We start from the raw sequence: 25,881 nt of genomic DNA, 5'->3' as shown, positions 1-25,881 counted from the left end.
TACCAATTTTAAGTTGGGCAGAAATTAACATAATTAAAACGCCACTGTCCAGACTAAAATTGACCTGAATCATAGAACACAGCACGAATTAACCCTGATTTAACAAATGAAATTTAAAACAGCAACCAATTTGGTCTTACCATTTACAGGGGTAATACTTTTGGGGAGTATCCGTGCTAGAAAGTTTCAGGATAAAAATGGATTGTTTCAGAAAGATGAGTGCCACTTGATTAAAAATCAAACCAAGCGCACATTAGAGGTAGAAATCCTGTTCATAAGTTTTAATATTAGATCGTTTGATAAGCTCGTCACACTCTCGATTTATTGACGCCCTCCCCCTAACCACTTTATTTACATCGCAACAACAAAAATTCACAAGTCATTATGCTAGGCGTTGACTATTCAACCACCAGCAACAATAAGAGCATCTTCGATAATGAGGCTTAAACCTTGAGTTCGCCTTTAAACTTCTGCCAGTCGAAAACCAAACCAGGGTCAGTTTTGCGTAGCGGGGCTATATATTGATGACCAGTGATACGCTCGGTGGTTATTTGAGGGAAAGTCGATACGATCGTTTCTGTTAATCGAGAAAGCGCTTGGTACTGCTGCTCTGTATAAGCGATAAAGTCGCTTCCTTCCAGCTCAATACCAATCGAGTAATCATTACACCTTTTACGCCCCGAAAAGCTCGACTGGCCTGCGTGCCAAGCTCGGTCAAGAAATGACACAAACTGTACCACCTCACCATCACGGCGAATCAAGCAATGTGCCGAAACGCCCATTTGATGAATCACTTTAAAAAATGGATGATCTGCCGGATCAAGTTTGCCCGTGAAAAACTGTTCAATGTAAGGGCCGCCAAATTGGCCCGGTGGTAAACTAATGTTATGAACCACCAGCAGAGAGATATCGTCGGTGCTGGGTCTAGCATCAAAATACGGAGAAGGAACATGCCGAGCATTGTCGTACCATCCGTTGGAGCTCATCGTCATCTTAGTCTCGCTTTCTTTTCTACTAGCGCAATAAGATTGTGACTTTGCCCATAGAGCAGTCGCGCTAGCCTCTTTAATTTGAAGTTAAGCAAGAGTATCATTCCATTCCCACTCCCTTTCAAGATTAGATTTGCGATGAAAAACACACATAACAGCCACCAACGCCTTGATTACTTAAAAGAGCAACTGCCGCTAGAGATCACTCGCGCAGTCGCTGAGACCATCAAAGAAGATCTAGGTGGAACGTTAGATCCAGCGGCTGATATTACGGCAAGTCTAATCCCTGCAGACGCAATCAACAGCGCAACCATCATTACCCGTGAGCGCGGTGTGTTCTGTGGTAAAGCTTGGGCTGATGAAGTGTTTAAGCAATTGGGCGGTGAAGTCACTGTCGAGTGGAACGTAGAAGACGGTGACAAAGTTGAACCAAACCAAACACTTTGCACGCTAACAGGACCTGCTCGCGCACTTTTAACCGGTGAGCGTAACGCAATGAACTTCATTCAAACACTATCTGGTTGTGCGACGGCGACAGCAATCTACGCTGACAAAATCAAACACACAGAATGCCGCCTATTAGACACGCGTAAAACAATTCCAGGCCTTCGCAGCGCACTAAAATACGCTGTGGCTTGTGGTGGTGGCTTCAACCACCGTATTGGTGTTTTCGATGCCTACCTAATCAAAGAAAACCATATCATCGCATGTGGTGGCATTGAGAAAGCGATCTCGACAGCAAAAGAGCTGAACCCGGGTAAGCCAGTGGAAGTGGAAACAGAAAGCCTAGCAGAGCTTGAGCAAGCGATCAGCGCCGGTGCAGACATCATCATGCTAGACAACTTCACCACAGACATGATGCGTGAAGCCGTTAAAATTAACGCAGGTCGTGCAGCACTAGAAAACTCAGGTAACGTGACTTTAGATACGATTGCAGAATTCGCTGAAACGGGTGTCGATTACATCTCTGTGGGAGCACTGACTAAGCATCTAAAAGCAATGGACCTTTCAATGCGATTCAAAGCTTAATCTCATCGTTCTATCAATCACTTAACTTCAAGGCATGGCAATCAGCCATGCCTTTTTATTGCTTTTATTATCAGTATATCAATCAGTTAACTAAGCTGATCGCATAATTTTGCGCTCCATATGAAACAACACACCAATAAATACAAAACCACTCGCGCCTGCATCTGAACACCATTCCACTTCTAAATCTCAACTTCTATTCTTTCCATCAACGGGTGCTTGCACTGAAACAAACTAACGAATGGAATAGAACTATGAAAAACAAAAGAAAAAACCAGAAAGGCTTTACGCTGATTGAATTGATGATTGTGGTTGCGATCATTGGTGTGCTGTCTGCAATTGCAATTCCGGCTTATAAAGATTATGTATCTAAAAGTGAACTATCCTCTGGTTTAGCCACAATGAGAGCACTAATTACACCAGCAGAATTAATCCATCAAGAAAAGGGCGTGATCGTTCAAGCTACCGCTTTGGGCGATCTAGGAACAGCTACAGATGCAAATTCACTTGGTAAAATAACAGTTTCAGCTGACGACACACTGTTATTCACTTTTGGAGCAACTAGCTCAATAAGTGCAGCAACCTTAACATTTGCTAGAGGTAACTCTGGGTGGGTTTGTACTAACAGTAAACAAGCAACGATCCCTCTAGATGGCTGTGTGTAGTGCTAACCAACCTCCCAACAGTTCTCCGTCAGGCTAACTTACTTAGCCTGACTCAAGAACAAGCCGTTGCGGAACATGTACAAGCTTCAGGTATTTCTACACCTGAAGCTTTGCTCACTCTGGGCTTATTCACCGGCGAGAGCCTCGCTAATAACATCAAAACCATTTTCGGTTTGCCGTTAGTGCAACTGGCCAATACTGACTATGAAATCTTGTGTGACCAATTGGGACTTCGAGAATTGATCACTAAGTATCGTGCTATCCCAGTTGTTCTCACTAACTCTACTCTCACGCTCGCCTCTGCCGATCCAACCGACTTGCAAGCTGAAGACGATTTTAGATTCGCGACTGGATTGCAGATAGAACTCGTTGTCGCTAACTATTCAGAATTAGAAGGCGCCATACGAAAGCTGTATGGTCGCTCTATTTCCGGGCAAGACTCTAAGCGCAAAGAGATCACCCAAGATGAGCTCGCCAATCTTGTTGAAGTCTCTGACGATGAAATGAGTTCAATTGAAGATCTCAGTCAAGACGATTCCCCTGTCAGTCGATTTATCAATCAGATACTGGTTGATGCGGTGCGTAAAGGCGCATCAGACATCCACTTCGAACCTTATGAAGAAAACTACCGAGTGCGTCTGCGTTGCGATGGCATTCTTGTTGAGGTCCAACAGCCCGCGTCTCATTTAAGCCGTCGGTTATCCGCTCGTTTAAAGATTCTCGCCAAACTTGATATCGCTGAACGTCGCTTACCTCAAGACGGCCGTATTAAGCTGCGTTTGAACGACGAGCTGGCGATCGATATGCGTGTGTCGACTCTACCGACATTGTGGGGAGAAAAGATCGTACTGCGTCTTCTAGACAGCAGCGCAGCCAATTTAGATATCGATAAATTAGGTTACAGCGAGGATCAAAAAGCGCTCTATCTCAATGCCCTAAAACGCCCGCAAGGGATGATCTTAATGACTGGGCCCACAGGCAGTGGCAAAACGGTCTCTCTTTACACTGGACTTCGCATGCTTAACACCTCTGAGCGTAATATCTCAACAGCTGAAGATCCGGTGGAGATCAACCTGTGTGGTATCAATCAGGTACAGGTGACGCCAAAGATCGGTTTTGGGTTTGCCGAAGCACTACGATCGTTCTTGCGACAAGATCCTGATGTAGTGATGGTCGGTGAGATCCGTGATTTAGAAACCGCAGAGATCGCGATCAAAGCGTCGCAAACGGGTCACTTAGTCCTCTCGACACTCCATACTAACTCAGCTTCGGAAACCGTGACTCGGCTCGCCCATATGGGGATAGAACCCTTTAACCTCGCTTCGTCATTGAGCCTGATTATCGCGCAGCGACTGGCAAGGCGGCTGTGTAACCACTGTAAAGCAGCTGACAACTCGCCGGACATATTTCTACGTCACTCTATTCCTAACAATCAAACACTCTACAAAGCCACCCCACAAGGGTGCAATGAGTGTAATCAGGGCTATTCCGGTCGAGTAGGTATCTACGAAGTAATGCCGTTCACCGACAAACTAAAAAATAGTCTGATCAATAAACCTAACGCGTTAGAGATTGAAGATCTCGCGCGTAGAGAAGGAATGAGAACACTGCAAGAATCCGGTATCGATAAGTTGCTTGAAGGCACCACCAGCTATCAAGAACTGCAACGTGTTCTGTATCTATAATCCATCGGAGCACTCATGAGCACTAAACTGCAGTCACAATTAAAAAACTACCACTGGAAAGGCATAAACAGCTCAGGCAAAAAGGTGTCCGGTCAAACCTTGGCACTCGCCGAATTAGAAGTACGAGAAAAGCTCAAAGAGCAGCATATTCAGATTAAGAAAATCAAAAAGAAAAGCATCTCAGCAGTCACTCGTTTAACACACCGAGTAAAAGCCAAAGACATCACCATTTTGACTCGACAACTTGCGACCATGCTTGCCACTGGCGTGCCTATCGTTCAGGCCATTAAGCTAGTATCAGACAATCACCGTAAAGCTGAAATGAAATCAATTCTATTGCATATCTGTCGAGGTGTCGAAGCGGGAACCCCTATATCAAAAGCGATGCGGACGGCAAGCACTCACTTTGACGACCTGTACACCGATTTGGTCGCTACTGGCGAGCTTTCCGGAAACCTAGCGCAAGTCTTTGAACGCTTGGCAACCTATAGAGAAAAGAGTGAGCAGCTAAAGTCTAAGGTCATAAAAGCACTGATTTACCCCACAATGGTGGTCGCTGTCGCGCTGACTGTCTCTTACTTAATGCTCACCATGGTCATTCCTGAATTTGAATCGATGTTTTCAAGCTTCGGGGCAGACCTCCCTTGGTTTACTCAACAAGTACTCTCCCTTTCACATTGGGTACAGGCTTACAGTCTTTATGCTGCCGTTGGCATAGGGTTAGTCACATTATTTACCTACCAACTGCGTCAACGGTCTTATTCCATTCGTTTATCATTCAGCCGTCTAGGTTTGCGATTCCCTATTCTTGGCGGAGTATTGGCCAAAGCCTCAATCGCCAAATTCAGCCGAACCTTATCAACCAGTTTTAGTTCAGGGATTCCTATTTTAACCAGCCTGAAGACCACAGCCAAAACCGCAGGTAACCTGCATTATGAATCGGCCATCATCGAGGTTCACCGTGAAACTGCCGCTGGCATGCCGATGTATATCGCGATGCGCAATACCGATGCTTTTCCTGAGATGGTTTTACAGATGGTCATGATAGGAGAAGAGTCTGGCAACCTTGATGACATGCTCAATAAAATCGCATCTATTTATGAATTTGAAGTCGACAACACCGTCGATAATTTAGGTAAGATTTTAGAACCTCTTATCATCGTATTTTTAGGCACCGCTATTGGTGGACTGGTTGTCGCGATGTACTTACCGATCTTTAATCTTATGAGTGTGTTAGGATAGCTAAAAGCAACCAAACACCCCTCAAGCAGAGAACCACTGCTTGTATTGATTAAGTGGTAAAGGACACTATGGAAGTATTTCACTACTATCCTTGGCTATTCCCCGTATTAGCTTTCATTTTTAGCCTTCTTATTGGCAGTTTCCTCAACGTAGTCATACACCGTTTACCGATTATGATGGAACGAGAGTGGCAACAAGAGTGCTCGGAGTATTTCTCTCAATATAAAATTCCAGCGCCAGAGGGGAAGTTCAATCTCAGTATCCCTCGTTCGGCTTGCCCGAAATGTAAAACCCAATTAAGAATCGTCGACAATGTTCCAGTATTAAGCTGGTTGTTCTTGAAAGGTAAGTGTCATAGCTGTGCTAACCCAATCAGTGCTCGCTATCCATTGGTCGAACTGCTGACTGCAATACTATGCACCGTAGTGGCTAGCCACTTTGGTTTCAGTTACTACGCCATTGCTTTGATTTTTTTCACCTTTGCATTGATTGCCGCAACCTTTATCGACCTAGATACCATGCTGTTACCTGATCAAATCACCTTACCTTTGGTTTGGTCTGGTATCGCTTTGGCACTGTTTAACATCAGTCCTGTATCGCTTCAAGATTCCGTCGTTGGCGCAATGGCTGGCTATCTAGCTTTGTGGTCTGTTTATTGGTTGTTCAAGCTGTTAACAGGCAAAGAAGGCATGGGTTACGGTGATTTCAAGTTACTAGCTGCGCTTGGCGCCTGGCTTGGTTGGCAACACCTCCCAATGATCATTCTTCTATCCTCACTTGTCGGCTTAGTTTTCGGCTTGATTCAACTTCGCTTGAAACAACAAGGCATAGATAAAGCCTTTCCCTTTGGACCTTACCTTGCAATTGCGGGTTGGGTGAGTTTGATGTGGGGCAACGACATCATGGGCTGGTATTTCACTTCTGTACTAGGGGTTTAATCATGGCAATCATTATCGGATTAAGCGGTGGGATCGCCAGTGGTAAAACGACGGTAGCTAATCTCTTCAGCGAACATTTTCACATTGATATTGTCGATGCTGATATCGTGGCACGTGAAGTGGTGGCGTTGGGCAGTGAAGGTCTAAAACAGATTGCGACTCATTTTGGTGAAGAGGTATTGCTCGAAGATGGAGCGCTAAACCGAGCTAAACTGCGCGAAGTGATCTTTTCTGATCCCACAGAGAAACAATGGCTCAATGAACTGCTTCACCCTATGATCCGCGACAAAATTGACAGTGACCTGTCTAAAATCACATCCCCATATGGTTTATTAGTCGCACCGCTATTGGTTGAAAACCAAATGCAAGGCATGACCGATCGCGTATTAATCGTTGATGTGCCGGTAGAAGTGCAAATAGAACGTACGATGAGTCGCGATAATGTTTCTAGGGAACAAGTTAAATCAATTTTAAAATCACAGGCATCAAGAGAACAGCGCTTAGCAGTTGCAGATGACGTGATTAAAAACCATACTAAAAACCAAGAACTTTTGCCTCAAATCACAGATTTACATCAAAAGTATCTGGCAATCAGTGCAGTAGATGGGTCAGAATAGAACAATGTTGAATGAAGGTTTGCTCGATGATCACCCATAAATTTGAACATCCTCTAAATGAGAAAACACGCATCTACTTAAGAGTTGAATCACTCTTGAGGCAGTTACACTTGTCTTCTGCATTTTCCGATGCTCAACAGTATCAACTCTTTTTCCGTTCTATCTTTGCTCTGATTGAAATATTCGAACAGATACAACTTAAGAGCGAACTCGCAAAAGATATTGAGAAACAGCGTGTAACCTATAAAAGTTGGTTAGATGTTGAAGGTGTCGATCAAGAGATGCTGACATCATTGCTCAATGATATTAGTCATATCTATCGTGAACTGATGCAGGCGGAACGTTTTGGGCAATCATTAAAAGAGGACCGCTTCCTTAGCGCCATTCGTCAACGCTTTAACTTGCCAGGTGGCTCATGTTGCTTTGATTTACCGGCTCTACATTATTGGCTTCATCTTCCTCTTGATAAGAGAGTTAGAGATGCTGAGACATGGATGGATAGCCTACAGCCTCTGTATGAAGCACTAACACTATGGTTGAAGCTCACCAGAGAGACTGGTCACTTTAAGGATCAGATCGCTCGTACAGGTTTCTTCCAAAGCGATGCTGATGAAGCGAATATCCTTCGCCTTTCAATTCCAATGCAGTACGGTGCCTACCCGATGATCTCGGGACATAAAAACCGTTTCGCTATTAAATTTATGAGCTTTGAAACTGGGCAAGCCTGTACTCAAGATATTGAATTTGAGTTGGCTATCTGCAGCTAATTCATTTCCTTTATTGTTTGGCTTGAGTCCTCACTCGAGCCTAAACTCACTATTATTACACCTTCAAATTAAGAATCACTATGTCGAAGAAAATCACCATCGTTAAATGCCCTCAATGTAACACTGACGTTGAATGGGGCGAACAAAGCCCGCACCGCCCGTTTTGCAGCAAGCAATGTCAGATGATTGATTTCGGGGAATGGGCTGACGAAGAGAACAGCATCGCTGGTGCTCCAGACATGTCGGATAGCGATGGTTGGTCGGAAGACCCACACTAGGCGCGAGTAGCGAGTAGCGAGTAGCGAGTAAATTTTGAAGGGTTGGCGTTTTACGGCAATCCTTTTTTATTGCCTATAACACGGCACTAATGGGGATTCCCTACTCCTTCCTTCGTCAGTCTAGGGAATGACAGCTCTGGTTGATTCAAAAACTCCCTCAGCGGTTCGACAGCCTATCACGGTATCAAGGCTTGTCATTCGTCATCCTCAGAGTGAGGAACGAGCAAGTTGGGGATCTCTTACCTGTGAGACTCTAAATAGCAGACACAAAAAAGCGGAGCCAAATGGCTCCGCTTTTATCGATAGAATGCAAAAAGAATTACTTCTTAGTAAGCTTCTCTTTAATACGAGCTGACTTACCAGAACGCTCACGTAGGTAGTACAACTTGGCACGACGTACTGCACCACGGCGTTTAACTTCGATGCTATCAACCATTGGAGAGTGAGTTTGGAACGCACGCTCTACGCCTTCACCGTTCGAGATCTTACGAACTGTGAATGCAGAGTGTAGACCACGGTTACGAATAGCGATTACAACGCCTTCGAAAGCCTGTAGACGCTCACGGTCACCTTCTTTTACCTTAACCTTAACTACAACAGTGTCACCTGGTGCGAATTTAGGAAGGTCTGATTTTAGTTGCTCTTCTTCAAGAGCCTTGATGATGTTGCTCATTTGTATAAATTCCTAGAATAAACTGATACTAAATTTAATAGGTTACTGCTTGCTTTTCGTTAAGAGCGTTGCTCTTTAATGAATTCAGCCAGTAATTGTTCCTGTTCGTCAGTCAGAGCTAGGTTTTCCAGGAGTTCTGGTCTTCTTAGCCAAGTTCGGCCCAACGATTGTTTCAATCGCCAGCGACGAATGTCCTTATGGTTTCCAGACTTGAGTACCGATGGCACATCTTTATCGTCTAGCACCTCAGGGCGCGTATAATGGGGACAATCTAGCAAACCATTTGCAAAAGAATCTTCTTCTGCTGATGCGAAATCTCCAAGTACACCCGGAACAAACCGAGAGACTGAATCAATCAACGTCATGGCTGGCAGTTCGCCACCCGTCATCACAAAATCGCCAATCGACCATTCTTCGTCGACTTCAGATTGAATAATGCGCTCATCTACCCCTTCATAGCGACCACAAATAAGAAGCAAGTTCTCGTTTGTTGCCAACTCTTCAACACCTTTCTGGTCGAGTTTACGACCTTGAGGTGAAAGATAGATTACTTTCGTCTTTCCCGGTGCTGCTTGCTTGGCAGTTTGGATAGCATCGCGCAAAGGCTGAACCATCATTAACATGCCAGGACCACCACCGTAAGGTCTATCATCAACAGTGCGATGTTTATCATGAGTGAAATCGCGAGGATTCCATGTCTCAATAGATAAAAGACCTTTTTTAACCGCTTGACCTGTTACTCCAAAATCAGTAACAGAACGGAACATTTCAGGAAACAGGCTAATAATGCCAACCCACATGTGTTCTCTCGCTCTGTAATTTGGAGTTAGAATCCAGGATCCCAGTCAACTTCGATCCGGCGAGCTTCGCGATCAACTTTCTTGATCACTTGCTCTTCAAGGTACGGTACTAACCGTTCCTTTTGGCCAAAAGCATCTTTAAGATTTGCTTTAATTACTAGAACATCGTTCGAACCAGTTTCTAATAGGTCAGTGACCTCACCAAGGTCGTAACCTTTAGTGGTAAAAACTTGCATACCGAACAATTCGCGCCAGTAGAATTCATCTTCTGACAATTCAGGTAACGAAGCAGGGTCAATAGCAATTTCAAAGTTAGTCATCAGTTGCGCGTCTTCACGAACATCTAATCCCGCTAGCTTACATACATAACCTTGGCCATGACGTTTCCAGCTCTCAACTTTGTACTCAACCCACTTACCCTTTTGGTTTAAATACCAAGGGCTGTAATCAAATATGCTTTCAGCATTGTCTGTGTAGGAGAACACTTTAAGCCAGCCACGAATACCATAGGTAGACCCAAGTTTACCCATGACAATTCTATTATTTTGCTCGCTCATCGTTTCTTTACCCTTCATCGACATAAGCTATTTCTCTTTAAAAAAGAATTAAGCCGCTTTTTGAGCGTCTTTAACTAGCTTAGCTACACGATCAGATAGAGATGCGCCTTGACCAACCCAGTGGTTAACACGATCTAGGTCTAGACGTAGACCTTCTTCTTGACCTTGAGCAGTAGGGTTAAAGAAACCTACTTTCTCGATGAAACGGCCAGTTACAGAGTTACGGCTATCCGCAACTACGATTTGATAAAATGGGCGCTTCTTTGCACCGTGACGTGCCAAACGAATGGTTACCATGTCGTCCTCTTTGCTTTCTTAATAAAATAATTAACCCCAAGTATAAGTAAATAGCTTGGGGTCTCGTGCCAAATTAAAGCCCCGGAATTTTACTCTTATTCCGGTGCAATGCAAGGGCTTTAGCTATTTTTTCACCAACATAGCAACCGTTCACTTTCTGTGACACGGCTAACACTATGAAAAGTAACGTAGCTAAAGCTTACATTTGTAGATTATCGACCAAACGGGTTAAAACCACCACCCATTCCGCCCATACCTCCACCGCCGCCCATCATGCCTTGCATGTTGCGCATCATGCCTTTCATTCCACCTTTCTGCATTTTCTTCATCATCTTCTGCATTTGAGTGAACTGTTTAAGCATACGGTTTACATCTTGTACCTGCGTACCAGAACCTGCAGCAATACGCTTTTTACGTGAGCCTTTGATTAGGTCTGGACGCTGACGTTCTTTCATTGTCATAGAGTTGATGATCGCTTCCATTTGCTTGAACATCTTGTCATCAACTTTATCTTTAACGTTGTCTGGTAGCTGAGACATACCTGGAAGCTTATCCATCATGCCCATCATGCCGCCCATGTTTTTCATCTGACCAAGCTGCTCACGGAAGTCTTCAAGGTCAAAGCCTTTCTTCTCTTTGAACTTCTTAGCCAGTTTCTCTGCTTTCTCGGTATCAACGTTTTTCTGTAGGTCTTCAATAAGAGACAGTACGTCGCCCATACCTAAGATACGAGAAGCAACACGATCTGGGTGGAATGGTTCTAGTGCGTCAGTCTTTTCACCAACACCTAAGAATTTAATCGGCTTGCCAGTGATATGACGAACAGACAGTGCAGCACCACCTCGCGCATCACCATCAACTTTCGTCAAGATAACACCGGTTAGTGGTAGCGTATCACCAAAAGCTTTTGCAGTGTTCGCAGCATCTTGACCAGTCATTGCATCAACAACGAACAGAGTCTCTACTGGTTTAATGGCAGTATGAAGCTCTTTGATCTCGCCCATCATCTCTTCATCGATAGCCAAACGACCAGCAGTATCGACAATTAACACGTCGTAGAATTTCTTCTTCGCATGGTCGATTGCAGCGTTTGCAATATCAAGAGGCTTTTGATCAGCTGAAGATGGGAAGAAGTCGACGCCAACATCGCTTGCTAACGTTTCAAGCTGTTTGATTGCCGCTGGACGGTAAACGTCGGCAGACACAACCAAAACTTTCTTCTTGTCACGCTCAGTCAGGAGCTTAGATAGCTTACCTACCGATGTGGTTTTACCCGCACCTTGTAGACCTGCCATTAAAATAACGGCTGGCGGCTGTGCTGCTAGGTCAAGAGCCTCGTTAGACTCACCCATCACAGCTTCAAGCTCAGCTTGAACGATCTTAATGAATTCTTGACCAGGTGTTAGAGATTTAGAAACCTCAACACCCACAGCGCCTTCTTTTACGCGCTTAACAAAATCGCGGACAACGGGCAGTGCAACGTCGGCTTCAAGTAGCGCCATACGTACTTCACGCAGCGTCTCTTTTATATTGTCTTCGGTCAGACGACCTTTACCGCTGATGTTCTTCAGCGTTTTGGATAGACGGTCCGTTAAATTATCAAACATAGTTTTCTCTTCGCTCAAAACTGCGACTATTACTGTGAGTATACATTAGCGCGGATTAGAGTCATACCCGTTGTAGAGCGTTAATCATCCACGCTTGTGATGTGAGACATTATTCACTTGGAATTGAATGAGGTTCACCATAGCCCCAAAGAGCGATGCGAGGTATAATTCGCCAATTAGTAATCATTTAAATGGATACCATGGACAGTCTTATTGCGATCGCAGCGGCCTTTCTTTATACAATGGCGATTTCCACGATCATTCCAGGTCTCGTGCACCAAACAGGAATCCGCGTAAAAACGGTGTTTATCAGCGCATTACTTGCTCTAGCTTTCCATGCTTGGTTGCTTGGCGATTTAATTTTTAATGCCAGTGGCCAAAACCTCAGTATCTTGAACGTTGCTTCATTGATCAGTTTAATCATCTCTTTGGTCATGAGCGGTGCGATGCTCAAAACCCGTTTGTGGTTCATCTTGCCGGTTGTTTATAGCTTCGCTGCTCTAAATCTAATGGCTGCCACTTTTCTTTCAAGCACGTTCATTAAACATCTAGAGAATGATCCAAAGCTGCTACTGCACATCTCTTTGGCTTTGTTCTCATACGCGACGTTGACTATTGGTGCGCTATACGCCCTGCAACTTGCGTGGCTAGATCACAAACTTAAAAAGAAAAAAGCGTTAGTGATAAACCCTAACCTACCTCCTTTAATGATGGTGGAAAGACAGCTTTTCAAGATCATTCTGATCGGTAATGGCTTATTAACAGGTACTTTATTGACTGGCCTTATCTTCGTACAAGATATGTTTGCTCAAGGAAAAGCACACAAGGCTGTATTGTCTTTTATTGCTTGGGTTATCTACTCCATCCTTCTATGGGGTCACTATCAGAAAGGTTGGCGTGGACAAAAAGTCACTTGGTTCGCACTTGCCGGTGCCAGCATGCTCACATTAGCCTACTTCGGTAGCCGCTTCGTTCAGGAAATCATCCTGAATTAGTCTGTAATATGAAGGCAAGGTCTCACACACCTTGCCTTTAAAATATTGAGTCCGTTAGATTCAATTGACATCTCGACCATGTTCGGTCATAAATTAATCAAGATACACAAATAGGAAAAGAATAGTTTTGGACGACATATCAACGGGTATCTTATTTGCGCTACTCGCGTGTCTCATTGTAATTTCTGGTTATTTCTCTGGTTCCGAAACGGGCATGATGTCCTTGAACCGCTACCGTTTAAAGCACTTGGCCAATACGGGTCATAAAGGTGCCAAACGCGTAGAAAAACTTCTGAACCGCCCAGACAGATTGATCGGCCTCATTCTCATCGGCAACAATCTCGTCAACATTCTTGCGTCTGCGATCGCGACTATTCTTGGTATGCGCATCTACGGGGATATCGGCGTTGCGATTGCGACCGGTGTCCTGACTCTCGTGATCCTCGTGTTTGCCGAGGTAACCCCAAAAACCATAGCTTCTCTGTTTCCAGAGCGTGTCTCTTACGCCAGTAGTATCCTTTTGATGATACTGATGAAGGTATTGTCACCATTGGTGATATTGGTGAACTTCATTACCAACGGTTTTATTCGTATCTTAGGCGTCAAAGCCCGCCATGATGCGACCGACCACTTAAGCTCTGAAGAGCTGAGAACCGTGGTAAATGAAGCGGGAAGCCTGATACCTCAGCGCCACCAAGATATGTTGGTGTCTATTTTAGATTTAGAACACGTAACCGTGAACGACATCATGGTGCCTCGAAATGAAATCACTGGCATCGACATCAATGATGATTGGAAATCTATCGTTCGCCAATTAACTCACTCGCCTCATGGTCGTATTGTGTTATATCGTGACCAGATAGATGAAGTGGTTGGCATGCTTAGGTTACGAGAAGCTTACCGCTTGATGCTTGAAAAGAACGAATTCAATAAAGAGACACTGCTGCGTGCTGCGGATGAGATCTACTTTATTCCTGAAGCGACACCACTCAACATTCAGCTGCTTAAATTTCAGCGCAATAAACAGCGCATCGGTTTGATTGTGGATGAGTATGGCGATATCAACGGCTTGGTTACCCTTGAAGATATTCTAGAAGAAATCGTTGGTGAGTTTACGACCTCAATTGCACCAAGCTTATCTGAAGAGATCACACCGCAAAGCGATGGCAGCTTCTTGATTGAAGGCAGCGCCAATATCCGTGACATAAACAAAGGCTTGCAGTGGACACTACCTACAAACGGCCCAAGAACACTTAATGGTTTAATACTGGAACACCTTGAAGACATTCCAGAAAGTCACCTGAGTGTTCAGGTTGCGAGTCATCCAATGGAAATTGTTGAACTCGAAGAGAACCGTATCAAGCTCGTTCGCGTGTTCCCGCAGATCGTTAACGGATAAAAGTGGTTTGCTGGACTGGGATAACTAAGTGAGTAATCACAAGCTCACATGCGATAACTGCCTAGCTCTAAAATATGTCTCGTCCTAAAATACGTTGACGAAAAAGGCCCGGTTCATTGAACCGGGCCTTTTAGTATCTAACTCGCTCTGTCTCTAGAGTGAAATGTATCTAGAGTGGAGCGTATTCAAGGTGAACTAACAATGACTAGTCGATCTTAAGCTCTTGCAGCATCGACTCTGGCAATGCCAGTTCATCATTTTTGTTTACAGAGATACCGGCAGAGATGATCGCATTAGCGATATCTTTAGCTTCATCCAAAGAGTGCATTGCCGCAGTACCACATTGGTACTCGTTCAGCTCAGGGATCTTATTTTGATTCTCAACTTTCAGCACATCTTGCATTGCAGCCAACCAACCGTCTGCCACTTGCTGCTCTGAAGGCGTACCAATTAGGCTCATGTAGAAACCAGTACGACAGCCCATTGGTGAAATATCGATGATCTCTACATCTGAACCGTTCAATTGATTGCGCATAAATCCTGCGTATAGGTGCTCTAGAGTATGGATACCTTTCTCAGATAGAATGTCTTTGTTTGGCGCAGTAAAACGCAGGTCAAACACAGTGATGGTATCCCCTTTTGGGGTTTGCATTGTTTTAGCAACACGAACTGCAGGTGCGTTCATGCGCGTGTGATCAACAGTAAAACTATCTAATAAAGGCATTGCTATTCTCCATGACGATTGGCTTTAAAAAAACCAACTTCGATTGTCTTCTAGTTCTTTTCGGCACTGTTTAAGTTGCCATCCATAATCTTTTGCTTGCTGTTCGACTTTGCGAGCCACCTTAATCAACGATGGTTTGCTATTGTATGACTTACGCTTATAACCACCACGACCTTCATGATAAGCCAGGTATTGGTTATACGGGTCCCATAGTGAGATACCAAGCTGACGACGCGTCTCGCTGGTGTACCAACCGATGAACATCAATGCATCATCAAAATTGGTTCTTGAGCCACCGTTATTGGTCGCCTTTTGGAAATCTTCCCAAGCAGGGTCTTGAGCTTGTGCATAACCGTAAGCACTACTCACGCGTCCCCACGGAATAAAGCCAAGAATGTAATCTTTAGGCGGGCGCGCATCATGACGATAGCTACTCTCTTGTTTCACAAAAGCCATCGCTACGTTGATCGGCGTGCCCCACTCTTCTTGCATATCGAGAGCATCTTCATACCACGACGGGTGTTCTCTGAAGATGCTACACAAGTTATCTTGCTGCTTTGGCGGTGGCGTTGCACATCCAACCAATAGGCTAGAGACAATACCAACAGTCACTACTGGCAACCATTTTCCACTTACGCGTTTAGGCTGGCCTAATAAGGCTTGCTTCCTTTCCACCAAAGTCTCGCTATGCTTTTAAATACGAAAAATAATCCGTTAAGAAGCTGTCAAAATCTTGAGTGCTTGCTTCTTCACTTTGTTGCTGAGCAATCACAGAGCGTTGAACTTCCGCTTCCATCAACTCAGCTGAGTAAACTTTATATTGGTGTGCTTTGTGTTGCTGAGCGTACGTTTTTCCTAACGCACAGCCCACTTTACCCAAGCCACCTAATTTTTTGGTCTCTTCTAGCAACTGGCCAGAAATGGTCAGCTCTGGGTTATCAATCCAAGTTTCAAGCGTATCGCACGTTTCTTGGTATGCACGGCCACCTTGCTCAGCATCCATCAACTCAGCGATAACACGAAGATCTTTGAATACGCGTTTAGCCCAATCTTGCAGAGACAGTCTCTCGCCATCACAACCAATCTTGAGTTCTAAACCAACCTGACGACCTTCTAAGATCACCTTGTTCCAGTTATCGCGCCAGCATTCAAGTTCGCAGTTATCCATCTCAGCAGAGTCAGATAGAACACTCCAAGTTAAGAATAGATCGAGGAAGCGAACTTGTTGCTCATTGATACCAATTGAGCTGAATGGGTTTACGTCCAAAGAACGAACCTCGATGTACTCAACACCAGCACGAGCCAGCGCTTCCGATGGTTTTTCACCACTTTTCGCCACGCGCTTAGGGCGAATTGGCGCATAAAGCTCGTTCTCGATTTGAAGAACGTTACTATTCAATTGACGGTATTCACCATCAACCTTAGTGCCTATCTCAGCAAACTCTTCTGATGGCGTGCGAATCGCTTGGTTCAAACCTTCAAGGTACTGGTCTAGGCTGTTGAAGCCAATCTTTAATACGCTTTGAGCACTATTGGTGTAGCCAAGATCACTCAGGCGAAGTGCCGTTGCTTTTGGCAGATACAGTGTCTCGCCAACCTTCTCAAAAGGTAGCTTTGTCTCTCTTCCTTTGATGAAAGAAGGACATAGTGCAGGTGAAGCACCGAAGAAATATGGGATTAACCAACCAAAACGGTAATAATTACGAATCAAACCAAAGTACGCATCTGACTTAGCTTCACAACGCGCTTCTTCTGTTTGCTCTCCAAACAGGCTATCCCAAAAACTTTCTGGGAAAGAGAAGTTGAAGTGAACACCAGAAATAATCTGCATCAGGCTACCGTAACGGCGCTTTAGGCCTTCACGATATAGCGTCTTCATTTTGCCGTTGTTAGAGGTGCCGTATTGCGCTAGCTGAATGTAATCTTCACTGCCTACGTAACAAGGCATAGAAAGCGGCCACATCTTTTCGCCATCTAACTTGGTTTGTGTGAAGTGATGGATATCAGACAACTGATTCAAAAGAGTCGGAACGTCGTTAGAAACAGGCGTAATAAACTCCAGTAGCGACTCGGAAAAATCGGTCGTTACCCATCCGTTCATCAACGCAGATCCCAAAGCCTTTGGGTGCGGCCCAGTAGCAAGATGCCCCTCTTCCGTGTAGCGTAACGTTTCCCTTTCAACACCACGACCAAATTGAGAGAAGGTCTTAGGGTTGGTTGCAACTTGCTTTAGTCGCGCAGCAAAATCAGTCAAAATTCAGTTCACTTATCTTATATCGTTCTGATTAGAACTATCATAAATTAGGTTGGAGGAGAAAAATAGAGTCTTTTCCCTCCCCCTTTAATGTGTACTCTAACGAATGATTTCAAGCTCTTCTATTGGAATATCTAACTTTTCTAGTTGAGGACGAAGCGAAGTCGCGTCGCCAACAACAATTATTTGATAATCATTCGGGTCAAACCATTTCTTCGATAGCTCGTTTAAGGTCTCTTTTGAAACCGTTTCAACTATCTGATTACGCTGTTGTAGGTAATATTCATCAAGGCTCAATGCAACAATATTACTCAACAATCCAGCCTTTTGACTTGGCGTTTCGTATTTAAGCGCATCTTGTTGACCGACGGCAAGGCGCATAAATTTCACCTCTTCGTCAGTTAATCCACTCTGACTAAATTCATTTAGCTCGGCGATAAACTCTTGAATCGATGGAACCGTCGCATTGGCTCTCACTTGAGCACTAAATACTACCGCACCAGTTTCACGAGTACTCGCGAAGTAACCGCTCGCACCGTAAGTGTAGGCTTTGTCCTCACGTAGATTCTGGTTGATACGGCTATTGAAGTTACCGGCTAAGTTAAAGTTGGCTAGCTGGCTCAAATACAACTCACCAGTCGCGTCGAAAGGTAAACCTTTACGCACTAAACGAACAATACTTTGCGGTGCACCCGGTTTATCAACTAAATACAGGTGCTGTCCTGAAAGCTCTTTGATGATCTGAGGACGCGTTAGTGGTGCCGCATCGCCTTGCCACTGTTCAAAGAATTGTAGCTGTTTCCCTATCTCTTTCTTCGATATGTCTCCCACAACAACAATATTGGCACCTTCCGGTGTGTAGTGTTGTGCATAGAATTTTTTCACATCATCTAAGGTTAGATCCGATAGAGACGCCTTGGTGCCATCGCTTGCTCGAGCAAAAATACTGTCACCAAATAGCACTTCACGGGTTGCTTGAGAAGCCATCCAGCTTGGTTGTTGATGCTGATAGACAACACCTTCAAGCATCTGCTTCTTAACACGTTCAAAGTCTTGCTCATCAAACTTAGGCTCAAACAGAACCTCTTGTACGATCGCTAAGGTTTGAGGCAGGTTTTTCTCTAGCGTTGAAACCGAGATATCCGTGGTATAACTGCCTGCGCCAATGCTAACGCTACTGCCAAGCTTATCTAAGGTCGCCTGTAGTTCTTCAACCGTTCGTTTAGTCGACCCCTCTTCCATCATCGAAGCCGTTAGGTTCGCTAAGCCTTCTTGACCTTTACGAACATAGCGTTCGCCTGCAGGCAGTTGAATTTGCAGCTGTACTGTCGGCGTTTCACTGGTCACGGTACCAATCAAGTCAGTGCCGTTCGCAAAGTGCATGCGGTACAACTCAGGCATGGTCGCTTCAACACCAAAGTTCACTTCTGGCATCACGCTGCGATCAAATGTGTTTGGCGCCTTTCTGAAATCCAGTTGGTCTTCCGTCACCTTGCTGTATTCAGGAAGGGTACGTGCAGGTGTGGTAAAGGTAGCCTCACGAACCGCTAAGTCGAGTTTTTTCTTAGGAACCACACTCAACGTAACCTTGTGCTTGCCTTCGATGAAATCTTGGTATGCCTTGCTTACGCTTTCTGGAGTAACCGCTCGAATTTGATCGAGTTGCGATTCAATGCGATCCGGCTGACCATAGAAGGTTTGGTTAGACGCAAGCTGTGAAACCTTACCTTTAACACTTTGTAGTGCAAAAACTGCATCCGCTTCTGCCATACCAGTGATCTGATCTAAACGCTCTTGTTCAACGCCCTCTTTCGAGAATTGATCTAAGGTATCCATCAGCTCTTTGTTTAGAACCGTCAAATCGCCTTTTTCACCTGAATTACCCATCGCATACACATACATGGTACATGCAAGCTCAGCACAATCATGGAAAGATCCTGCGCTCACCGCTTTTTGCGTTTTTACGAGGTTTTGATACAAGTAACTGTTGGTGCCAGAACCTAACACATTGGACAGTGCATTCAATGAAGCCTGCGTCTCTTCACCACGATACGTTGTTGGCCAACCAACAAGCACCATCGGCTGACGAATATTATCTTTTAAGGTGATGTACTTGTCTTCAGTCAGCACTGCAGGTTGCTTCTCTGCCGCCTTAACTTCAGGTCCTTGAGGGATAGGGCCAAAGTACTTGTTAACCCACTCTAGCGTGTCATCAACGTCGATATCACCACCGATCGTTAACACGGCATTGTTTGGGCCATACCAACGTAAGAAAAATGCCTTAAGGTCATTCACATCAACACGATCTAAGTCTTCAACATAACCGATTGGTTGCCACGAGTAAGGGTGACCTTCTGGATACAGTGCTTCTCCCATGCGCTCCCACATCAAACCGTAAGGGCGGTTTTCATAGCTTTGCGCTCGCTCATTCTTAACCGTGCCTCTTTGCACCTCAAATTTCTTTTGAGAAACCGCATCTAACAAGAAACCCATTCTGTCCGATTCTAACCACAACATTTTTTCGAGTTGGTTAGAAGGAACGGTTTCAAAGTAATTAGTGCGGTCACGGTTGGTGGTGCCATTTAACGAACCACCCGCTTCGGTGATGATCTTAAAGTGCTGTTGATCACCGACGTTCTCTGAGCCTTGGAACATCATGTGTTCAAAGAAGTGAGCAAAGCCTGATTTGCCAATCTGTTCACGCGCAGAACCCACATGATAGGTCACATCAACATGAACAAGTGGATCAGAATCATCAGGAGAAAGAATAACGGTCAAGCCGTTTTCAAGCTGATACTTCGCATAAGGAATCACGACTTTATCTTTAGAAGGCTTAACCTCTTCTAACAGAGTGACGCCTTCCGGTAACGAGGAAAAGAAGGGTGTTGAGCTAGGTACATTGTAAGAACAGCCAGCAATGGCGATAAGAGAAAATGTACCAAGTAAAACCTTTTTCATAGGTTCTCCTTAGAAAAAACCGAAGTAGATAGCAGCAAGTAAGCTGTAGCGAGCGGCTTTGCCAATCGCTATCAAAATAACGCTAGGGATAAATTTCATTCTCAGCCAACCGGCAGCCAGACACAAAGGATCACCAATGATGGGTAACCAACTGAATAACAGTGTCCAGTAACCATAACGGCTCAGCCAAGCCATAGCCTTATGACCATGCTTTTCAGATTGAGTTCGATTAGGCAACCATAAACCAATCCAATAGTTGGTCAGGCCCCCCAAAGTATTACCGAGTGTCGCCAGAAGAATGATCGATGATGTTGAGAACTGCTCTAAGCTCAAGGCTGCCACAAGGCTCGCTTCTGATCCCCCGGGCAATAATGTGGCACTCAAAAAGCCACTAATAAAGAGTACCCACAGCGCCGAGTCAGAGAACCACAGCGCTATGTTTTCAAACAGAGAATTAAAAAACTCTAGCACTGCCTATCAACCTTCTTGCATTTTAAGTAGTACCTTGCCTCTGGTATGTCCAGTTTCAACCTGTAGATGAGCAGACTGCGCTTCGTCTAACTGGTAGATACCTTGAATTTCTGTTTTGAGCAATCCGACACTGACCATGTACAGCATAGTGTCCATTTGCTCTGGGTTTGGCTCAACCAGCATGCCTGATGCAGTAAAGCCTAATAATGTTGCTTTTTCGCAGATCAATTCTGCAGATAAAGTTGGGACTGTCACCACTCTTGCGCCATCTTTTAGACACTTCAATGCATCGAGAGCGGTATCGCCACCGACCAAATCAATCAGCACATCAACATCAGAGACTCTTTCCGATGCCGGCGCAAACTTATAGTTAATCGCATGAGCGCCTAGCGTTGCTAAGTAATCAAGATTCGCTTCGCTACAAGTTGTATAAACCTCGGCTTTCACTGCCACGGCGATTTGAACCGCTAGATGACCAACGCCGCCAGCACCCGCTAAGATAAGTACGCGATCGCCCTCTTTCACTTCAGCTTTGTTGAGCGCTTGGGCTGCTGTTTGACTGGCTAACGGTAATGCTGCGGCCGCTTCTAGAGTCACCGAATCAGGAACCATGCTTAATGCCGCTTCTGGGACACACACATATTGGCTGTAACCGCCACCTTGCAGTGGGAAACCAATAAAGCCAGCAACGTTATCACCAACAGTAAAACGCTCTGCCTGTTCGCCTAGCGAGACAATTTGCCCTGAAATGTCATAACCAGGTACCCAAGGCAGGTTATCTTTGTTCTGTGCTGCAGCCCAACCTAGACCAGCACGGGTTTTAACATCAATTGGATTAATGCCCGAAAAGGAAACTTTAACCACGACTTCTCCAGCCTTAGGCTCTGGAATAGCACGGGTTTGAATACTGAGGTTTTCGACGCCGCCGAATTGAGTAATCGCTATCTGTTTATTTTCCATTTCCACATTTCCTTGATTGATAAAAGCCCTAGTGAGCAAACACCCTAATTGATAAAAAGAAAGGGATGCGAAAGCATCCCTTTGACTATAAACCATTTAATAAGGCGAAGTTAACCGCTCATTCGTAAATTGACGACCAATTAACGTAACGACACATGACCCAGCAGTTCATTAGCCCACGAGAGCTAATAGAATACCTGCGGCAACCGCACTACCAAGTACACCTGCCACGTTCGGGCCCATCGCATGCATTAACAAGAAGTTTTGAGGATTTGCCTCAAGACCAACCTTGTTTACAACACGAGCCGCCATCGGAACCGCTGATACACCAGCTGCGCCAATCAGTGGGTTGATGTCTTCTTTAGAGAAGCGATTAAGTAGCTTAGCCATTAATACGCCGCCCGCTGTACCTATACTGAACGCCACCGCACCTAAACCTAGAATACCTAGTGTCTCTAAGTTCAAGAACGTATCCGCTTGAAGCTTAGAACCAACACCTAGGCCTAGGAAAATAGTTACGACGTTAATCAGTTCGTTTTGAGCTGTTTTTGAAAGGCGATCAACCACACCCGCTTCACGCATTAAGTTACCCAAGCAGAACATACCCACTAGAGGTGTTGCTGAAGGTAGGAACAGAATCGTCATCAGTAGTACAGCAAGCGGGAAAAGGATCTTCTCGGCTTTACCGACGTGACGTAACTGCGCCATTTTAATCTTGCGTTCTTCAGGCGTCGTTAGCGCTTTCATAATTGGCGGCTGAATAATAGGAACCAACGCCATGTAGCTATAAGCCGCTACCGCAATGGCACCTAATAGGTCAGGAGATAACTTACTCGCCAAGAAGATCGCGGTTGGACCATCGGCACCACCAATGATCGCAATTGACGAAGCATCGGCCATTGAGAATTCCATTCCTGGAACATAGTTCAGCAAGATCGCACCAAATAGCGTTGCGAAGATACCAAACTGAGCTGCAGCCCCTAGCCATAACGTTTTAGGGTTAGCAATCAACGCACCGAAGTCCGTCATTGCACCAACACCCATAAAGATCAGCAGTGGGAAAATACCCGTTTCAATACCAATGTAGTAAACGTAGTAAAGCAAACCACCTGGATCAGTAAACCCAGCATTTGGAATGTTTGCTAATACGGCACCAAAACCAATCGGCAGTAGAAGTAACGGTTCAAATCCTTTGCGAATTGCCAAAAACAACAGTAAGCAACCGACCAACATCATACAGATCTGGCCGAACTCAAAGTTAGCAATACCTGTTTCAGACCATAAGGTCATCAATCCTTCCATGGGACTCCCTTACGCTAAGCTTAGTAGTGGAGCGCCTACAGTAACTGCATCGCCTTCTTTAACATTCAACTCTTGAACGATACCACCACGAGCAGCACGAACTTCGGTTTCCATCTTCATCGCTTCCAAGATCAGTAGCACATCACCTTCAGCCACTTCAGCACCCGGCTGAACGATAACTTTGAAGATGTTGCCCGCTAACGGAGCTGGAACGGCTTCTGCATCAGAAGCCGCAGCAGGTGCTGCTTGAGCCGCTTGTGCAGGTTTCGCTGATGGAGATACCGATGTCAGTTCACCTTGAGGGCCAACTTCAACATCATAAACTTGACCATCAACCTTCACGCTGTAGCTTTCAATGCCGCCAGCAACAGGTTGTGGTGCAGCCGCAGCAGGAGCTGTCGTTTCTGCAGTCGGTGCAGGTTCAAAGGCTTCAGGATTACGACGGTTCTTAAGGAACTTAAGACCTACTTGTGGGAAGAGTGCGTATGTCAGCACATCATCAACGGTATCTTCAGCGAGTGAAATGCCATCTGATTTCGCTTTTTCTAAAAGGTCAGTCGTTAACGTATCCATTTCAGACTTAAGTAAATCAGCAGGACGACACGTGATTGGCTCAGCACCATCTAACACTTTCGCTTGCAGTTCAGCATCAACCTCAGCAGGCGCTTGACCGTATTCGCCTTTCAGTAGACCTGCAGTCTCTTTAGTGATGCTCTTATAGCGCTCACCGGTTAAGACGTTGATAACTGCTTGAGTGCCCACGATTTGAGAAGTAGGTGTTACCAAAGGAATGTAACCCAATTCTTTACGTACGCGCGGGATCTCTTCAAGCACTTCGTCCATACGATCGGCTGCGCCTTGCTCTTTAAGCTGACCTTCCATGTTGGTTAACATGCCGCCAGGAACTTGAGCAATCAAGATGCGAGAATCGACACCTTTTAGCTGACCTTCCCATTTCGCGTACTTTTTACGTACGTCACGGAAGTAAGCCGCGATGGGTTCGATCTGATCAAGCTTAAGATTGGTGTCGCGCGCTGTGCCTTCCAACATAGCAACAACCGTTTCGGTTGGTGTATGGCCGTAAGTACAGCTCATAGAAGAGATTGCGGTGTCTAGAATGTCAATGCCAGCTTCAACAGCTTTAACGGCTGTAGCGGTTGATAGACCCGTTGTCGCGTGGCTATGCAGCGCTAGAGGTACATCACAAGACGCTTTGATGCGAGTGATTAGTTCTTCCGCTTCATAAGGCTTTAATAAACCTGACATATCTTTGATGCATAGTGAATGACAACCTAGATCCTCTAGGCGCTTAGCCAAATCAACCCACGTATCTGAGTTGTGAACCGGACTGGTTGTGTAAGACAACGTACCTTGAGCGTGGCCGCCAACATCAATCGTTGCTTTCACTGCGGTTTCAAAGTTACGTACGTCATTCATTGCATCAAAAATACGGAATACGTCCATGCCGTTACTATGGGCACGTTCAACAAACTTTTCTACTACATCATCCGCGTAGTGACGGTAACCTAATAAATTTTGACCACGCAGTAGCATCTGCATTGGTGTGTTGGGCATCGCTTTTTTCAGCTCTCGTAAACGTTCCCACGGATCTTCTCCAAGAAAACGGATACACGAATCAAACGTTGCGCCGCCCCAAGTCTCAAGTGACCAGTAACCGACTTTATCCAGTTCTGCCGCAATTGGCAGCATATCTTCGATACGCATACGAGTAGCAAATAGTGACTGGTGCGCGTCACGAAGTACCACATCTGTGATAGCTAGTGGTTTAGACATGCTCATAAACTCCTTTTTAATCCTTTAAATGCTACTTAGCAGTAGACGCACGGTATTGATGAACCGCGGCCGAAATTGCTGCCACTACCTGTGGACTAACAGCTGAAGGGTTTGATTGTGATTTTTGAATTTTTTTAGGTGCTGCGATCGGCTCCGGTACTTCTTCTGGTACCAGTTTTGACATCAACCGAACGAGGTAAACTAGAATAGTTAAGAAAATAAAGACAACGGACATCCCCGTTATCATTAGAGTCGCCGCATCTCCTAGCAGGCTTCCAATATTAGTCATGTTGCTTCCTTTCTTCGTCATCCTGACATACGTACAGGATTTCAGCGAATAGTGATCCCGACCCATGGATTATCTCGATTGGTAAAAGTTTGTCAATTTTGTTTAAGGTTCTGTTACGGATAACGCACACATAAGGTTAATTATTCGCCTATCAGATCACATAAATCTGTCAAATGAGTCATTTTTAGATATTTAAACTGTGACTTAAACGGGGCTTTTCTGAGAATTGATATGAGAAAGGTAGAATAACAAAGAAGCAATCAAGAATTACTTTAAATACAACAAGTTAAAAACATCACAAATTTAACATTGTTGCAACAGATTTATAGCGGACATAAAAAAAGCCTCGTAAAAACGAGGCTTTCTCTAATAATGTGGTGCGCCCTGGAGGATTCGAACCTCCGACCGCCTGGTTCGTAGCCAGGTACTCTATCCAGCTGAGCTAAGGGCGCAACGGTTTTGATATTGAGCTGTTAGTTAAGGCAATAAAGCAAAACTAAACATTCAACATCAGGATTAATGAAAACCCTAAATAGTGGTGCGCCCTGGAGGATTCGAACCTCCGACCGCCTGGTTCGTAGCCAGGTACTC

24 protein-coding genes, 1 tRNA gene and 1 pseudogene are annotated in these 25,881 nt (G+C 45.0%); 10 read left to right on the top strand and 16 right to left on the bottom strand.

Annotated features, from left to right (window positions below; translation table 11 throughout):
- Window positions 1–443 precede the first annotated feature (443 nt).
- A pseudogene (ampD, locus tag ACED59_RS01940) lies at window positions 444–1,044 on the bottom strand (1,6-anhydro-N-acetylmuramyl-L-alanine amidase AmpD).
- A gap of 83 nt (window positions 1,045–1,127) precedes the next feature.
- On the opposite strand from ampD, the gene nadC reads away from it, so the two are divergent.
- From nadC to yacG, 8 genes are all read left to right on the top strand, one after another.
- Window positions 1,128–2,018, top strand: a complete 891-nt coding sequence (gene nadC / locus ACED59_RS01935) for a carboxylating nicotinate-nucleotide diphosphorylase (RefSeq protein WP_009847600.1) — start codon at window positions 1,128–1,130, stop codon at window positions 2,016–2,018.
- A gap of 254 nt (window positions 2,019–2,272) precedes the next feature.
- Window positions 2,273–2,683, top strand: a complete 411-nt coding sequence (locus ACED59_RS01930; RefSeq protein WP_009847601.1) for a prepilin-type N-terminal cleavage/methylation domain-containing protein — start codon at window positions 2,273–2,275, stop codon at window positions 2,681–2,683.
- On the top strand, window positions 2,683–4,368 hold the full coding sequence (gene pilB / locus ACED59_RS01925; RefSeq protein ID WP_017097336.1) for a type IV-A pilus assembly ATPase PilB: 1,686 nt from the start codon (window positions 2,683–2,685) through the stop codon (window positions 4,366–4,368). The genes ACED59_RS01930 and pilB overlap by 1 nt, the downstream gene beginning before the upstream one ends.
- A 15-nt stretch (window positions 4,369–4,383) precedes the next feature.
- On the top strand, window positions 4,384–5,610 hold the full coding sequence (locus ACED59_RS01920) for a type II secretion system F family protein (RefSeq protein ID WP_017097337.1): 1,227 nt from the start codon (window positions 4,384–4,386) through the stop codon (window positions 5,608–5,610).
- Between the two features lie 68 nt (window positions 5,611–5,678).
- Window positions 5,679–6,548 (top strand): A24 family peptidase, encoded by an 870-nt coding sequence (locus tag ACED59_RS01915; protein WP_017097338.1) that lies wholly within the window; start codon window positions 5,679–5,681, stop codon window positions 6,546–6,548.
- 2 nt (window positions 6,549–6,550) lie between these two features.
- Window positions 6,551–7,165, top strand: coding sequence for a dephospho-CoA kinase (gene coaE, locus ACED59_RS01910; protein WP_017097339.1), 615 nt, complete (start codon window positions 6,551–6,553; stop codon window positions 7,163–7,165).
- Window positions 7,166–7,191: 26 nt separating this feature from the next.
- Window positions 7,192–7,932 (top strand): cell division protein ZapD, encoded by a 741-nt coding sequence (gene zapD, locus ACED59_RS01905; RefSeq protein ID WP_371704759.1) that lies wholly within the window; start codon window positions 7,192–7,194, stop codon window positions 7,930–7,932.
- 80 nt (window positions 7,933–8,012) lie between these two features.
- Window positions 8,013–8,210, top strand: a complete 198-nt coding sequence (yacG, locus tag ACED59_RS01900) for a DNA gyrase inhibitor YacG (RefSeq protein WP_017056605.1) — start codon at window positions 8,013–8,015, stop codon at window positions 8,208–8,210.
- 319 nt (window positions 8,211–8,529) lie between these two features.
- On the opposite strand, the gene rplS is transcribed toward yacG, so the two are convergent.
- From rplS to ffh, 5 genes are all read right to left on the bottom strand, one after another.
- A complete protein-coding gene (gene rplS / locus ACED59_RS01895; protein WP_009847607.1) occupies window positions 8,530–8,883 on the bottom strand; it encodes a 50S ribosomal protein L19 in 354 nt (117 codons plus the stop codon).
- Window positions 8,884–8,942: 59 nt separating this feature from the next.
- A complete protein-coding gene (gene trmD, locus ACED59_RS01890; protein ID WP_004735512.1) occupies window positions 8,943–9,683 on the bottom strand; it encodes a tRNA (guanosine(37)-N1)-methyltransferase TrmD in 741 nt (246 codons plus the stop codon).
- Between the two features lie 26 nt (window positions 9,684–9,709).
- Window positions 9,710–10,264, bottom strand: coding sequence for a ribosome maturation factor RimM (rimM, locus tag ACED59_RS01885; RefSeq protein ID WP_004735510.1), 555 nt, complete (start codon window positions 10,262–10,264; stop codon window positions 9,710–9,712).
- A 24-nt stretch (window positions 10,265–10,288) separates the two neighbouring features.
- Window positions 10,289–10,537, bottom strand: coding sequence for a 30S ribosomal protein S16 (gene rpsP, locus ACED59_RS01880; RefSeq protein WP_004735508.1), 249 nt, complete (start codon window positions 10,535–10,537; stop codon window positions 10,289–10,291).
- 212 nt (window positions 10,538–10,749) lie between these two features.
- Entirely contained in the window at window positions 10,750–12,144 is a 1,395-nt protein-coding gene (gene ffh / locus ACED59_RS01875; protein ID WP_004735506.1) for a signal recognition particle protein, read from the bottom strand.
- Between the two features lie 200 nt (window positions 12,145–12,344).
- Here ffh and ACED59_RS01870 point away from each other — a divergent pair, with 200 nt between their 5' ends.
- Together ACED59_RS01870 and ACED59_RS01865 are read left to right on the top strand one after the other, a co-directional pair.
- Window positions 12,345–13,139: an inner membrane protein YpjD gene (locus tag ACED59_RS01870; RefSeq protein WP_017079954.1), complete on the top strand. Its 795-nt coding sequence runs from the start codon at window positions 12,345–12,347 to the stop codon at window positions 13,137–13,139.
- A 127-nt stretch (window positions 13,140–13,266) separates the two neighbouring features.
- Window positions 13,267–14,538, top strand: coding sequence for an HlyC/CorC family transporter (locus ACED59_RS01865; protein WP_004735502.1), 1,272 nt, complete (start codon window positions 13,267–13,269; stop codon window positions 14,536–14,538).
- A 205-nt stretch (window positions 14,539–14,743) separates the two neighbouring features.
- Here the strand turns inward: ACED59_RS01865 and luxS are convergent, their stop codons facing one another.
- The 10 genes from luxS to ACED59_RS01815 form a co-directional block, all read right to left on the bottom strand.
- Entirely contained in the window at window positions 14,744–15,262 is a 519-nt protein-coding gene (gene luxS, locus ACED59_RS01860; protein ID WP_017080767.1) for an S-ribosylhomocysteine lyase, read from the bottom strand.
- Between the two features lie 24 nt (window positions 15,263–15,286).
- On the bottom strand, window positions 15,287–15,937 hold the full coding sequence (locus ACED59_RS01855; RefSeq protein WP_029222727.1) for a hypothetical protein: 651 nt from the start codon (window positions 15,935–15,937) through the stop codon (window positions 15,287–15,289).
- A 10-nt stretch (window positions 15,938–15,947) separates the two neighbouring features.
- Window positions 15,948–17,516: a glutamate--cysteine ligase gene (gene gshA / locus ACED59_RS01850; protein ID WP_029223853.1), complete on the bottom strand. Its 1,569-nt coding sequence runs from the start codon at window positions 17,514–17,516 to the stop codon at window positions 15,948–15,950.
- Window positions 17,517–17,615: 99 nt separating this feature from the next.
- Window positions 17,616–20,474, bottom strand: a complete 2,859-nt coding sequence (locus ACED59_RS01845; RefSeq protein WP_017097356.1) for a pitrilysin family protein — start codon at window positions 20,472–20,474, stop codon at window positions 17,616–17,618.
- A 9-nt stretch (window positions 20,475–20,483) separates the two neighbouring features.
- Window positions 20,484–20,945, bottom strand: a complete 462-nt coding sequence (locus ACED59_RS01840) for a YqaA family protein (RefSeq protein WP_017097357.1) — start codon at window positions 20,943–20,945, stop codon at window positions 20,484–20,486.
- 6 nt (window positions 20,946–20,951) lie between these two features.
- Entirely contained in the window at window positions 20,952–21,905 is a 954-nt protein-coding gene (locus tag ACED59_RS01835) for an NADP-dependent oxidoreductase (RefSeq protein WP_371704761.1), read from the bottom strand.
- A gap of 171 nt (window positions 21,906–22,076) precedes the next feature.
- The gene (locus ACED59_RS01830) at window positions 22,077–23,207 is read right to left on the bottom strand and encodes a sodium ion-translocating decarboxylase subunit beta (RefSeq protein ID WP_004735495.1); all 1,131 of its coding nucleotides are present in this window, start codon (window positions 23,205–23,207) and stop codon (window positions 22,077–22,079) included.
- 9 nt (window positions 23,208–23,216) lie between these two features.
- Window positions 23,217–25,001 carry a sodium-extruding oxaloacetate decarboxylase subunit alpha gene (oadA, locus tag ACED59_RS01825; protein WP_029223942.1) on the bottom strand — a complete coding sequence of 595 codons (1,785 nt, stop codon included), beginning with the start codon at window positions 24,999–25,001 and terminating at the stop codon, window positions 23,217–23,219.
- Window positions 25,002–25,032: 31 nt separating this feature from the next.
- Complete coding sequence (locus ACED59_RS01820) at window positions 25,033–25,290, bottom strand: oxaloacetate decarboxylase subunit gamma (protein WP_004741884.1); 258 nt, start codon at window positions 25,288–25,290, stop codon at window positions 25,033–25,035.
- A gap of 375 nt (window positions 25,291–25,665) precedes the next feature.
- Window positions 25,666–25,742 (bottom strand) — tRNA-Arg (locus ACED59_RS01815).
- Window positions 25,743–25,881: the final 139 nt, after the last annotated feature.

It is taken from the genome of Vibrio sp. FF266 (genome assembly GCF_041439695.1).
Classification (GTDB): Bacteria; Pseudomonadota; Gammaproteobacteria; order Enterobacterales; family Vibrionaceae; genus Vibrio; species Vibrio tasmaniensis_A.
The sequence above is the reverse complement of the archived record's forward strand: the minus strand, read 5'-3'. Positions and strand labels throughout refer to the sequence as shown.

What these genes read in the sequence shown, in the direction of transcription:
- nadC (WP_009847600.1), top strand. Translation starts at nt 1,128, where the DNA reads ATGAAAAACACACATAACAGCCACCAACGCCTTGATTACTTAAAAGAG.
- ACED59_RS01930 (WP_009847601.1), top strand. Translation starts at nt 2,273, where the DNA reads ATGAAAAACAAAAGAAAAAACCAGAAAGGCTTTACGCTGATTGAATTG.
- ACED59_RS01920 (WP_017097337.1), top strand. Translation starts at nt 4,384, where the DNA reads ATGAGCACTAAACTGCAGTCACAATTAAAAAACTACCACTGGAAAGGC.
- ACED59_RS01915 (WP_017097338.1), top strand. Translation starts at nt 5,679, where the DNA reads ATGGAAGTATTTCACTACTATCCTTGGCTATTCCCCGTATTAGCTTTC.
- coaE (WP_017097339.1), top strand. Translation starts at nt 6,551, where the DNA reads ATGGCAATCATTATCGGATTAAGCGGTGGGATCGCCAGTGGTAAAACG.
- zapD (WP_371704759.1), top strand. Translation starts at nt 7,192, where the DNA reads ATGATCACCCATAAATTTGAACATCCTCTAAATGAGAAAACACGCATC.
- yacG (WP_017056605.1), top strand. Translation starts at nt 8,013, where the DNA reads ATGTCGAAGAAAATCACCATCGTTAAATGCCCTCAATGTAACACTGAC.
- rplS (WP_009847607.1), bottom strand. Translation starts at nt 8,883, where the DNA reads ATGAGCAACATCATCAAGGCTCTTGAAGAAGAGCAACTAAAATCAGAC.
- trmD (WP_004735512.1), bottom strand. Translation starts at nt 9,683, where the DNA reads ATGTGGGTTGGCATTATTAGCCTGTTTCCTGAAATGTTCCGTTCTGTT.
- rimM (WP_004735510.1), bottom strand. Translation starts at nt 10,264, where the DNA reads ATGTCGATGAAGGGTAAAGAAACGATGAGCGAGCAAAATAATAGAATT.
- rpsP (WP_004735508.1), bottom strand. Translation starts at nt 10,537, where the DNA reads ATGGTAACCATTCGTTTGGCACGTCACGGTGCAAAGAAGCGCCCATTT.
- ffh (WP_004735506.1), bottom strand. Translation starts at nt 12,144, where the DNA reads ATGTTTGATAATTTAACGGACCGTCTATCCAAAACGCTGAAGAACATC.
- ACED59_RS01870 (WP_017079954.1), top strand. Translation starts at nt 12,345, where the DNA reads ATGGACAGTCTTATTGCGATCGCAGCGGCCTTTCTTTATACAATGGCG.
- luxS (WP_017080767.1), bottom strand. Translation starts at nt 15,262, where the DNA reads ATGCCTTTATTAGATAGTTTTACTGTTGATCACACGCGCATGAACGCA.
- ACED59_RS01845 (WP_017097356.1), bottom strand. Translation starts at nt 20,474, where the DNA reads ATGAAAAAGGTTTTACTTGGTACATTTTCTCTTATCGCCATTGCTGGC.
- ACED59_RS01835 (WP_371704761.1), bottom strand. Translation starts at nt 21,905, where the DNA reads ATGGAAAATAAACAGATAGCGATTACTCAATTCGGCGGCGTCGAAAAC.
- ACED59_RS01830 (WP_004735495.1), bottom strand. Translation starts at nt 23,207, where the DNA reads ATGGAAGGATTGATGACCTTATGGTCTGAAACAGGTATTGCTAACTTT.
- oadA (WP_029223942.1), bottom strand. Translation starts at nt 25,001, where the DNA reads ATGTCTAAACCACTAGCTATCACAGATGTGGTACTTCGTGACGCGCAC.
- ACED59_RS01820 (WP_004741884.1), bottom strand. Translation starts at nt 25,290, where the DNA reads ATGACTAATATTGGAAGCCTGCTAGGAGATGCGGCGACTCTAATGATA.